The sequence below is a fragment of the Citrobacter sp. Cpo142 genome (genome assembly GCF_030332425.1).
GTDB classification, from domain to species: domain Bacteria; phylum Pseudomonadota; class Gammaproteobacteria; order Enterobacterales; family Enterobacteriaceae; genus Citrobacter; species Citrobacter portucalensis.
The window spans coordinates 14,073-24,496 of the sequence record NZ_JAOWHW010000069.1 but is presented as its reverse complement, the minus strand read 5'-3'; the positions used below and the strand labels follow the sequence as shown (position 1 = coordinate 24,496).

At 50.9% G+C, this 10,424-nt stretch carries 12 protein-coding genes; 6 read left to right on the top strand and 6 right to left on the bottom strand.

From position 1 onward, the window contains the following. Nucleotides 1-405: 405 nt before the first annotated feature. On the bottom strand, nucleotides 406-888 hold the full coding sequence (gene smpB, locus OGY18_RS03175; protein ID WP_003031211.1) for an SsrA-binding protein SmpB: 483 nt from the start codon (nucleotides 886-888) through the stop codon (nucleotides 406-408). A 154-nt stretch (nucleotides 889-1,042) separates the two neighbouring features. Between smpB and ratA the strand changes: the two genes are divergently transcribed. Both ratA and OGY18_RS03165 read left to right on the top strand, forming a co-directional pair. Continuing rightward, a complete protein-coding gene (ratA, locus tag OGY18_RS03170; protein WP_003826396.1) occupies nucleotides 1,043-1,486 on the top strand; it encodes a type II toxin-antitoxin system toxin RatA in 444 nt (147 codons plus the stop codon). After that, nucleotides 1,470-1,766 (top strand): RnfH family protein, encoded by a 297-nt coding sequence (locus OGY18_RS03165; RefSeq protein ID WP_008785525.1) that lies wholly within the window; start codon nucleotides 1,470-1,472, stop codon nucleotides 1,764-1,766. The genes ratA and OGY18_RS03165 overlap by 17 nt, the downstream gene beginning before the upstream one ends. A 49-nt stretch (nucleotides 1,767-1,815) precedes the next feature. Here OGY18_RS03165 and bamE read toward each other — a convergent pair whose 3' ends face one another. From bamE to nadK, 3 genes are all read right to left on the bottom strand, one after another. Beyond that, on the bottom strand, nucleotides 1,816-2,160 hold the full coding sequence (bamE, locus tag OGY18_RS03160; RefSeq protein WP_003826401.1) for an outer membrane protein assembly factor BamE: 345 nt from the start codon (nucleotides 2,158-2,160) through the stop codon (nucleotides 1,816-1,818). Nucleotides 2,161-2,309: 149 nt separating this feature from the next. Further along, on the bottom strand, nucleotides 2,310-3,971 hold the full coding sequence (gene recN / locus OGY18_RS03155; protein ID WP_003826404.1) for a DNA repair protein RecN: 1,662 nt from the start codon (nucleotides 3,969-3,971) through the stop codon (nucleotides 2,310-2,312). Between the two features lie 85 nt (nucleotides 3,972-4,056). Then, nucleotides 4,057-4,935, bottom strand: a complete 879-nt coding sequence (gene nadK / locus OGY18_RS03150; RefSeq protein WP_003826406.1) for an NAD(+) kinase — start codon at nucleotides 4,933-4,935, stop codon at nucleotides 4,057-4,059. Nucleotides 4,936-5,057: 122 nt separating this feature from the next. Between nadK and grpE the strand changes: the two genes are divergently transcribed. After that, the gene (gene grpE / locus OGY18_RS03145; RefSeq protein ID WP_003826408.1) at nucleotides 5,058-5,651 is read left to right on the top strand and encodes a nucleotide exchange factor GrpE; all 594 of its coding nucleotides are present in this window, start codon (nucleotides 5,058-5,060) and stop codon (nucleotides 5,649-5,651) included. A gap of 49 nt (nucleotides 5,652-5,700) precedes the next feature. Here the strand turns inward: grpE and OGY18_RS03140 are convergent, their stop codons facing one another. Continuing rightward, nucleotides 5,701-6,990, bottom strand: coding sequence for an HlyC/CorC family transporter (locus OGY18_RS03140; protein WP_008324538.1), 1,290 nt, complete (start codon nucleotides 6,988-6,990; stop codon nucleotides 5,701-5,703). Between the two features lie 18 nt (nucleotides 6,991-7,008). Further along, nucleotides 7,009-7,800, bottom strand: a complete 792-nt coding sequence (locus OGY18_RS03135; RefSeq protein WP_003031224.1) for a cytochrome C assembly family protein — start codon at nucleotides 7,798-7,800, stop codon at nucleotides 7,009-7,011. 165 nt (nucleotides 7,801-7,965) lie between these two features. Here OGY18_RS03135 and ffh point away from each other — a divergent pair, with 165 nt between their 5' ends. The 3 genes from ffh to rimM all read left to right on the top strand — a co-directional run bounded on the left by ffh (nucleotide 7,966) and on the right by rimM (nucleotide 10,392). Then, nucleotides 7,966-9,327, top strand: a complete 1,362-nt coding sequence (gene ffh / locus OGY18_RS03130; protein WP_003031226.1) for a signal recognition particle protein — start codon at nucleotides 7,966-7,968, stop codon at nucleotides 9,325-9,327. Nucleotides 9,328-9,576: 249 nt separating this feature from the next. After that, the gene (gene rpsP, locus OGY18_RS03125; RefSeq protein ID WP_003031228.1) at nucleotides 9,577-9,825 is read left to right on the top strand and encodes a 30S ribosomal protein S16; all 249 of its coding nucleotides are present in this window, start codon (nucleotides 9,577-9,579) and stop codon (nucleotides 9,823-9,825) included. A gap of 18 nt (nucleotides 9,826-9,843) precedes the next feature. After that, nucleotides 9,844-10,392: a ribosome maturation factor RimM gene (rimM, locus tag OGY18_RS03120; RefSeq protein WP_003031230.1), complete on the top strand. Its 549-nt coding sequence runs from the start codon at nucleotides 9,844-9,846 to the stop codon at nucleotides 10,390-10,392. Nucleotides 10,393-10,424 lie beyond the last annotated feature (32 nt).

Sequence of the window (10,424 nt, the reverse complement as noted above, 5' to 3'; positions counted from 1 at the left end):
TCGTATTAGATGATATAGTCAGAAAGAAAGTATTCTGCAACTTATCCATATTAAAAATATATTTGGCTTATTGAAAAGGATACTTTCCGGTGCGTATTTAATGGTTGGTTTTTTAGTTAATTTATTGTATCTAAAGGGTTTGTGATTTAACTGAAATGAGGGGGTGATATAATAAACAACAGTAATAATAGTGTTATTAAATAAGTTTAAATACAGGTGGTATGGTCTTGAAGTTTTATTTTATTAGACTATGGAGTGCTACGGTAATGCCAGGGAAGTTTATTTTATACCTGAACGATTCAGCTCAAACAAACCATAAACTCGATGAATGTATTAGGTGGGTTTCAATAACTAAAAAATAAGAACCAGTCTCAGGATGAGAGACTGGTCATAGGGGAGTAGCGATTAGCGACCAGCATTTTTCATAATACGTGCTTTATCTAACTGCCATTCGCGTTCTTTCACATCGGAGCGCTTGTCGTGCTGTTTCTTACCTTTTGCGACGCCAATTTTCACTTTGCACCAGGCATTTTTCCAGTACAGTGAAAGCGCAACGACGGTATAACCGTCACGATTCATACGACCATACAGGGAGTCGAGTTCACGCTGGTTTAACAACAGCTTACGGGTACGGGTGGGATCACATACCACATGCGTTGAGGCAACAGCCATCGGTGTGAAGTTGGCGCCAAACAGGAACGCTTCGCCGTCTTTAAGGATGACGTAGCTGTCGCCGATGTTAGCTTTACCCGCGCGCAGGGATTTGACTTCCCAACCTTGCAGAGCGAGTCCTGCTTCGAACTCTTCTTCAATAAAGTATTCGTGTCGTGCGCGCTTGTTCAGCGCGATTGTGGCTGAGCCAGGTTTGTGTGCTTTTTTCTTCGTCATAATGCCGCTCAGTATAGGTAATCTGGAATCGAAAAACACCCCATTTCATCCAGCGGGGCGCAAGGCGCTATCTTAGCACGAGTTAGGCTATAGCGTTTTTTTTAGCGGGGGATAAATGGTATTATTTGTGTGATTGATATTGATGGAAATTGTTATGCCTCAGATTAGCCGGACCGCTTTAGTACCTTACAGTGCGGAACAGATGTATCAGCTAGTGAATGATGTTAAATCCTATCCCCAGTTTTTACCGGGTTGCACCGGTAGCCGTGTGCTGGAGTCAACTCCGGGACAGATGACAGCGGCGGTGGATGTCTCGAAAGCAGGGATCAGCAAAACGTTCACTACGCGCAATCAACTGACCAGTAACCAGAGCATCCTGATGCATCTGGTCGACGGACCGTTCAAGAAACTCATTGGCGGATGGAAGTTTACGCCACTGAGTCATGAAGCGTGCCGCATTGAATTTCATCTCGATTTTGAGTTTACCAATAAATTAATCGAGCTGGCGTTTGGTCGTATCTTTAAAGAGCTGGCTTCAAACATGGTGCAGGCCTTCACGGTTCGCGCGAAAGAGGTTTACAGTGTCAGCGTCAGCTAAAATTGTCGTTGAAGTGGCGTATGCGCTGCCCGAGAAACAGTATCTGCAGCGTGTAACGCTGCAACAGGGCGCTACGGTGGAAGAGGCTATCCGCGCTTCCGGGCTGCTGGAATTACGTACCGATATCGATCTCAGCAAAAATAAAGTGGGCATTTACAGCCGTCCGGTAAAGCTTGCTGATGTTCTGCAGGACGGTGACAGGGTGGAAATCTACCGGCCACTGATTGCTGATCCGAAAGAGCTGCGCAGACAGCGAGCAGAGAAATCCGCTAAAAAATAGCAGACAATAAAAAAGGTGCTCATTGAGCACCTTTTTTGATCTCTCAAACCTACTTGTTGTCGGTCAAAGCAGGTTTGTTATCAATGTTGGTCAAAACGCCGCTGCTGTTAAAGGTCAGCGTCAGTGTTTGCTGGGTTACGCCTTCATGACCAGGTTGCTGACGGAACACATAAAACCAGGTGTTAGTGCCAAAAGGATCGGACATCATTGGTGTACCCAGAGCATAAGCAACCTGTTGTTGCGTCATACCCGTGCGCACTTTGGCGACATCGGTAGGTGTCAGATAATTTCCCTGGTTGATGTCAGGGCGGTAAACCACTCGCTCCAGAGTGGAACAGCCTGCAGTCAACATCAGTAGTACTGCTGCAGCAGCAGTCAGCGTTTTACAGCGCATAGTGATTTGATTCCTTTTCGGGCCCGAGCAGTACGCGGCTCATATGTAATATGCCGATGATAATAGACCTTTCACCACTTTAAAACCTTTTGCTGTCGGGTCGGTCGGCGATTTTATGTTGAACTCAGACCTTAACAAGGTAAAAAAGTTTATGCCGCCAGCAGTTCTTTTGCATTTGCGAGGGTATTGCGCGTTACTTCGCTACCGCCAAGCAGGCGGGCTAATTCCTGCAGGCGAGCGCGTTTATCAAGCGGCTGCATGTGTGTTTCGGTCATCGCGCCATCCGTTTCTTTGCTGACGTAGAAGTGTTGATGGCCACAGCCAGCAACCTGCGGCAGGTGAGTAACACACATTACCTGAGTTGACTCGCCCAACTGACGCAGCATTTTTCCCACTACCGCAGCAGTCGGGCCGCTGATACCTACATCCACTTCATCGAAAATCAGCGCAGGTGTTTCCATTTTGCGTGCGGTAATAACCTGAATAGCCAGCGCAATGCGCGACAGTTCCCCACCTGAAGCCACTTTCGCAATCGGCTGCAACGGCTGGCCTGGGTTAGTGGTCACTTTAAACTCTACGCGATCGGCACCGTCTGCGCTCAAATGATGTTCCTCAAATTTCACATCAATGCAAAAGACACCGTGCGGCATTGAGAGAGTATGCATGCTCTCTGTAATCAGTTGTCCCAGTTCCTGAGCATAATGCTGGCGCTGTTTGTGCAGCATTTTTGCCGTTTCCAGAGCCTGCTGGTGGTGATTATTCACCGCCAGGGTTAAGGTTTCGAGCGAGTCGGCCTGATCGTCTAACTGCTGTTGTTCATCCAGCAATGACTGATAGAACTGTGGCAGCGCTTCAGGGGCAACATGATGCTTGCGGGCCAATGAGATTTGTTTGGAAATACGCTGTTCAAGTTCGAACAAACGGTTAGGGTCCAAATCCAGACGATCGCAATAGTGGCGCAGCTCGTCGCTGGCTTCGCTGAGCTGGATAGTGGCCTCTTCCAGCATATCCAGGATACCGGAAAGTTTGCCGTCCATGCCTGCCAGTTCAGTGACCAGGTGCTTTGCGGTGTACAGTTGGCTTTGCAGGTTGATGTCTTCGCCATCCGCCAGGATAGCCAGCGCCTGTTGGCTGGTGGTGAGCAATTGCCCGCTGTTAGCCAGACGCTTGTACTCTTCATCAATTTGCTCAAATTCACCCGGCTGCGGGTTGAATTCGTTCAGTTCCTTTAACTGGTATTGCAACAGTTCCGCCCGGGCTGCGCGTTCCTGACTTTGTTGTTGATGATGCGCCAGATCACGACAGCTTTGGTGCCACAGCTGGTAGCGCGCAGCCATTTCCTGAGTCAGGGACGCTTCATTGGCGTAACCATCCAGCAGAGACTTTTGGTGTTCTGATTTTGTCAGGAGCTGATGCGCATGCTGACCGTGGATTTGAATAAGCAACTGGCCCAACTCGCGCAGCTGTGACAACGGTACGGCAGTGCCGTTAATGAAGCCGCGTGAACGTCCGTCGCTGCTGATAACACGACGCAGCAAACATTCACGGCCTTCCTCAAGCTGGTTTTCTTCCAGCCAGCGCAGAGCCGCGGGGGTGTCTTTTAAGGCGAATCGCGCGCAGAGGTCGGCTCGCGTGGCGCCTGCACGTACCATGTCGGCGTCTGCGCGTCCGCCCAGGCACAAACCGAGAGCATCAATGGCAATGGACTTACCCGCACCGGTTTCACCGGTAATAACGGTCATTCCGTTCTGGAAATCGATCTCAAGTTCACGAACGATAGCAAAATTGCTGATGGTCAGTTGTGCCAACATAGCTGTTTTCCTGTATGAAAAACCATAACTGTAATTACATACAGTATAAACTGGTTTTTTATACAGTAAAGAGGTTGGCGTTAAATTAGAATAATTTTTTTGACCAGCCTAGTTTAGTGCTTAATGTGTTGAAATAGCTGTAATCTTTTGGGTGTATCAGGTTTAGATGATAATCACAGCGGCGAATTAATACGTCTTCACCTTCCTGTATAGGCAGGGCGATCTGACTGTCGCAACTGATTTCCAGATCGTTACGGCGATGAGAGAAGCGCAGGCGAATGGTGCTGCTACTGTTGATCACCAGCGGTCGCGCGGAAAGCGTATGCGGGAACATCGGGACCAGCGTAATAGCATCCAGCGAAGGCGTCAGGATCGGACCTCCGGCAGAGAGCGAGTAGGCGGTAGAGCCGGTCGGTGTGGAAATAATCAAGCCGTCCGAGCGCTGGGAGAAGGCAAAAATTTCATCGATATAGACTTCAAATTCAATCATGTGCGCCACTTTTCCGGGGTGCAACACAACTTCATTGATCGCCGTGCTAATACGCTTCTGGCAATCCTGTTGGCACACCTGGGCTTCAAGTAAAAAGCGCTTTTCGCTGATGTAGTGGCCTTCCAGCACGTCAGCTAACTGTTGGTGGGCATTGTCTGGGTCAAGGTCGGTCAGAAAACCGAGATTACCGCGGTTAATGCCAATAACCTTGATGTCATAACGTGCCAGGGTGCGTGCGGCACCCAGCATATTGCCGTCGCCGCCGACTACCACGGCGAGGTCTGCCTGCTGGCCAATCTCTGCGAGCGTACCGGTTTTCACATTTTTCAGCTGCAGCTCGTGGGCGATTTGTTGCTCAACGATAACCTCATAACCTTTGGCGCACAGCCAACGGTAGAGCATTTCATGTGTGGTCAGTGCAGTGGGGTGACGTGGATGCCCCACAATGCCAATACACTTGAAATGTTTGTTCATTTTCTCGAGGTCCTTGTAACGAAGATTAGTGACAATGTGAGTACTTCCCTTGAATCCCTGAATCTGATCCCCATAATAAGCCAAGTTAGCGAGATGAATGCGAAAAAAACGCGGAGAAATTCATGAGTAGTAAAGAACAGAAAACGCCTGAGGGGCAAGCCCCGGAAGAAATTATCATGGATCAGCACGAAGAAGTTGAGGCGGTTGAACCAGACGCTTCTGCTGAGCAGGTGGATCCGCGCGATGAAAAAATTGCGAATCTGGAAGCTCAGCTTGCTGAAGCCGAAACGCGCGAGCGCGACAGCGTGTTGCGTATCAAAGCGGAAATGGAAAACCTGCGTCGTCGTACCGAACTGGACGTAGAAAAAGCGCATAAGTTTGCACTGGAAAAATTCGTCAACGAACTGCTGCCGGTGCTGGATAGCCTGGACCGTGCGCTGGAAGTTGCGGACAAAGACAATGACGCTATGGCGGCTATGGTCGAAGGTATTGAGCTGACCCGTAAGTCAATGCTGGATGTTGTGGCGAAGTTTGGCGTACAGGTGGTTGCGGATATCGACGTGCCGATGGACCCGAACGTGCACCAGGCGATTGCAATGGTAGAGTCTGACGACGTTGCTGCCGGTAATGTGCTGATGGTTATGCAGAAAGGCTATACCCTGAACGGACGTACCATCCGTGCGGCGATGGTCTCTGTGGCGAAAGCCAAAGGCTAATTAGCCTCAGACCGGGTAATGCTGATGCGCTACCCGGTCTGGATTACTCTCACTGGTCCGATACGCTTTCCCGCAGCGGTTTGACGGGCAACACCTGCACCTGTTTAATCATATTATCCTGCACGTCGAGAATATCGATATCGTACTGCCCAATACGCACACGTGTGCCAGCAACCGGGATCTCTTCCAGCGCTTCAAGAATAATACCGTTCACAGTACGTGCGTCATCTTCCGGCAGATGCCAGTTAAACGCCTTATTGATTTCACGAACGTTGGCGCTACCGTCAATGATCACCGAACCGTCATTCTGCGGCGTGACTTCTTCGGCAAGCGTCGGTGACATTGAGGTCGTGAAGTCACCAACAATCTCTTCCAGGATATCCTCGACCGTAACCAGTCCCTGAATATCGCCATATTCATTGACGACCAGTCCCACTTTCTTCTTGTTGCGCTGAAATTTAATGAGCTGAGTGCTGAGTGGCGTGCCTTCCGGAACGTAATAAATTTCGTCGGCGGCGCGTAACATGGTCTCTTTGGTGAACTCTTTTTTCTCGGCCATCAATCGCCAGGCTTCACGTACGCGTAGCATGCTGATGGCGTCATCGAGCGAGTCGCGATACAGCACAATACGACCGTGCGGAGAGTGCGAAAGCTGACGCACGATTGATTTCCAGTCATCGTTAATATCAATGCCGATGATTTCATTACGCGGGATCATGATGTCATCGACGCTGACTTTTTCCAGATCCAGCACTGACAGCAGCATATCCTGGTTACGGCGTGAGATTTGCGAGCGCGATTCATTCACCAGCGTTCGCAGTTCATCTTTACTCAGCGAACCGCTCACTACGATATCCGTTTTGATGCCCATCATGCGCATCAGCAGCCGCGTGATGGTGTTGAGTAGCCATACCAACGGCATCATCAGAATCTGCAGCGGAGCCAGCAGGACGCTGCTCGGATAGGCGACTTTTTCCGGATATAGCGCGGCAATCGTCTTTGGCAGCACTTCGGCAAAAACCAGCACCACAAACGTCAGTACCCCAGTGGCAATGGCGACGCCCGCATCGCCATACAGGCGCATACCGACAATGGTGCCGAGCGCGGAGGCCAGAATATTCACCAGATTATTACCGATGAGCACCAGGCTTATCAGGCGATCCGGCTTGCGAAGTAACTTTTCAACGCGTTTCGCCTGTCGATTTCCCTGCTTGGCCCGATGACGTAGACGATAGCGATTCAGGGTCATCATTCCGGTTTCAGAACCGGAAAAATAGGCGGAAATGACCACCATGATGAGGAGCGTGACAATGAGCGTGGTGGTGGAGATGTGTTCCACGTAGGATTCCTTAAAGATTTAACTCACGAACTGCTGCAGGATGCGACTGCCGAAATAGGCCAGCGTCAGAATGCCTGCGCCTGCGACGTTAAACCATACGACGCGACGTCCGCGCCAACCTTCATGGTAATGCCCCCACAACAGAACGATATAGACAAACCATGCCACGATAGAGAGAACGGCTTTATCAATGTTCTCGGTACTGAACAGGTTATGCATGTAAAACAGGCCAGTGCACAGGGTGAGCGTCAGCAGAACCACGCCAATTTGGGTGATATGAAACATTTTCCGCTCAATACTCATCAGTGGCGGCATCTCATTGCTGAAGGCCAGTTTCTTGTTTTTCAGCTGGTAGTCAATCCACGCAAGCTGTAGCGCATAGAGTGCGGCGATAATCAGCGTGGCGTAAGCGAACAGCGATAGCCCGATGTGAATCATCATGCCCGGCGTAGCTTCGAGATGAGTGATGAACTCGTTAGGCATAAACGTGGCGAAGGCCAGGTTTATCAGCGCAAAGGCGTAGACAATAGGCAGCAATAACCAGCCACGATTGCGGGACGCGACGATGGTCATTACCGTACAGATCATCAGGCTTACCAGCGAGCCGACGTTCAACAGACTCAGGTTTTGTCCGCTTTCGCCGCCGGGTAGGATACGCGCTTCCAGGGCGATAGCATGGCTTACCAGCGCAACAACCGCAGAGAGAATAGCCATACGCCGCCAGCCGCTGTTTTTTTGCAGCAGTGCGGGAATAATCAGCGCGAGGCTGACTGAGTAGGCGACAAGGGCGAGCAGAGCAAAAACGGGCATATAGGTGTCGACAGTTGGCCAGTGATAAAGAAAAGCAGTATAGCGTTACGTGACCGCTGCTCCAACCGTTGCATAACAACAAAGGCGGCTTCATGTTATACTGCGACAAATTTCTGTTGATGTGTCGCTGTCGCGACCGACCGTTTCCACCCCAGGCGAGAGACAATGTTTGATAATTTAACCGATCGTTTGTCGCGCACGCTGCGCAATATCAGTGGCCGTGGACGCCTTACTGAAGACAACGTTAAAGAGACGCTGCGCGAAGTGCGCATGGCGCTGCTGGAGGCTGACGTAGCGCTGCCGGTAGTGCGTGAGTTTATCAATCGCGTAAAAGAGAAAGCGGTTGGTCATGAAGTTAACAAAAGCCTGACGCCGGGTCAGGAGTTCGTCAAGATTGTCCGTAACGAACTGGTTGCGGCAATGGGCGAAGAAAACCAGACCCTGAATCTGGCTGCACAGCCGCCAGCCGTGGTGCTGATGGCGGGCCTGCAGGGTGCGGGTAAAACGACCAGCGTCGGTAAGCTGGGTAAATTCCTGCGCGAGAAGCATAAGAAGAAAGTGCTGGTGGTCTCCGCGGACGTTTATCGCCCGGCGGCGATTAAACAGCTGGAAACGCTGGCCGAGCAGGTCGGTGTGGACTTCTTCCCGTCGGATGTCGGCCAGAAGCCGGTCGATATCGTTAACGCCGCGCTGAAAGAAGCCAAACTCAAATTCTACGACGTGCTGCTGGTGGATACCGCCGGTCGTCTGCACGTTGACGAAGCGATGATGGACGAAATCAAACAGGTCCACGCTTCTATCAAACCGGTAGAAACGCTGTTTGTGGTCGACGCCATGACCGGTCAGGATGCCGCGAATACCGCAAAAGCCTTTAACGAAGCGCTGCCGCTAACCGGCGTAGTGCTGACAAAAGTTGATGGTGATGCCCGTGGCGGTGCGGCGCTCTCTATTCGTCATATTACCGGTAAGCCGATTAAATTCCTCGGCGTCGGCGAGAAAACCGAAGCACTGGAGCCGTTCCATCCGGACAGGATTGCTTCGCGCATTCTCGGCATGGGCGACGTGCTGTCGCTGATCGAAGATATCGAAAGCAAGGTTGACCGCGCGCAGGCAGAAAAATTAGCCAGCAAGCTGAAAAAAGGCGATGGCTTCGATCTCAACGATTTCCTTGAACAGCTCAACCAGATGAAAAACATGGGCGGTATGGCAAGCCTGATGGGCAAGCTGCCGGGCATGGGTCAGATCCCTGACAATGTGAAATCGCAGATGGACGATAAAGTGCTGGTGCGTATGGAAGCCATCATCAACTCGATGACGATGAAAGAACGCGCTAAGCCGGAAATTATCAAAGGTTCCCGTAAACGCCGTATCGCTGCCGGTTGCGGTATGCAGGTTCAGGACGTAAACCGCCTTCTGAAACAGTTCGACGACATGCAGCGCATGATGAAGAAAATGAAGAAGGGCGGAATGGCGAAGATGATGCGTGGTATGAAGGGGATGATGCCGCCTGGATTCCCAGGCCGCTAATCGGCCTGGCTTGTTTGCCATTTCGGCACCGGGGTGTGCTCGCCATCCTCACGTACTGCGTGTACGCTCCGGTGGCTGCGCGCACGCCGGCACCGAACTGACGGCACCGCCAACGGCCTTTTATAGCAGAGTTATCAACTGCTGATTGCATTTTCCCCAGAAATCAGTAAAATTTTCGGGCTTTTAATATGACACCCGGGCTCCGTTCCTCGATGGGGCCTGGGTGTTTTATTCACACAAGAGGATGTTATGGTTACTATTCGTTTAGCTCGTCACGGCGCTAAAAAGCGTCCGTTCTACCAGGTTGTTGTTACCGACAGCCGTAATGCACGCAACGGTCGCTTCATCGAGCGCGTTGGCTTCTTTAACCCAATCGCTAGCGAAAAAGAAGAAGGCACTCGCCTGGATCTGGATCGCATCGCTCACTGGGTTGGCCAGGGCGCGACTATTTCTGATCGCGTAGCTACGCTGATCAAAGCAGCAAACAAAGCAGCTTAATCTGTCACGGTGGTCATGATGAGCAAGCAACTCGCCGCACAGGCTCCTGTGGAACCCATCGTTTTGGGGAAAATGGGGTCTTCTTACGGTATCCGTGGTTGGCTCAGAGTGTTTTCTTCCACTGAAGACGCCGAAAGCATTTTTGACTATCAGCCCTGGTTTATCCAGAAGGCGGGTCAGTGGCAGCAAGTACAGCTGGAAAGCTGGAAGCACCACAATCAGGATCTGATCATCAAGCTGAAAGGCGTTGACGATCGTGATTCGGCGAATCTACTGACTAATTGCGAAATTGTCGTGGATTCCTCGCAGTTGCCAGCGCTGGAAGATGGTTCCTATTACTGGAAAGACCTTATGGGCTGCCAGGTAGTGACCACTGAAGGCTACGATCTCGGTAAAGTCGTCGATATGATGGAAACCGGTTCGAATGACGTCATCGTCATCAAGGCAAACCTGAAAGATGCATTTGGTATCAAGGAACGTCTTGTACCGTTCCTCGATGGGCAGGTTATCAAGAAAGTCGATCTCGCTACTCGTACTATCGAAGTAGATTGGGATCCTGGTTTTTAAACCACCGGATAAACGGTAAAAGTCGGCGTTAT

What these genes read in the sequence shown, in the direction of transcription:
- smpB (WP_003031211.1), bottom strand. Translation starts at nt 888, where the DNA reads ATGACGAAGAAAAAAGCACACAAACCTGGCTCAGCCACAATCGCGCTG.
- ratA (WP_003826396.1), top strand. Translation starts at nt 1,043, where the DNA reads ATGCCTCAGATTAGCCGGACCGCTTTAGTACCTTACAGTGCGGAACAG.
- bamE (WP_003826401.1), bottom strand. Translation starts at nt 2,160, where the DNA reads ATGCGCTGTAAAACGCTGACTGCTGCTGCAGCAGTACTACTGATGTTG.
- recN (WP_003826404.1), bottom strand. Translation starts at nt 3,971, where the DNA reads ATGTTGGCACAACTGACCATCAGCAATTTTGCTATCGTTCGTGAACTT.
- nadK (WP_003826406.1), bottom strand. Translation starts at nt 4,935, where the DNA reads ATGAACAAACATTTCAAGTGTATTGGCATTGTGGGGCATCCACGTCAC.
- grpE (WP_003826408.1), top strand. Translation starts at nt 5,058, where the DNA reads ATGAGTAGTAAAGAACAGAAAACGCCTGAGGGGCAAGCCCCGGAAGAA.
- OGY18_RS03135 (WP_003031224.1), bottom strand. Translation starts at nt 7,800, where the DNA reads ATGCCCGTTTTTGCTCTGCTCGCCCTTGTCGCCTACTCAGTCAGCCTC.
- ffh (WP_003031226.1), top strand. Translation starts at nt 7,966, where the DNA reads ATGTTTGATAATTTAACCGATCGTTTGTCGCGCACGCTGCGCAATATC.
- rpsP (WP_003031228.1), top strand. Translation starts at nt 9,577, where the DNA reads ATGGTTACTATTCGTTTAGCTCGTCACGGCGCTAAAAAGCGTCCGTTC.
- rimM (WP_003031230.1), top strand. Translation starts at nt 9,844, where the DNA reads ATGAGCAAGCAACTCGCCGCACAGGCTCCTGTGGAACCCATCGTTTTG.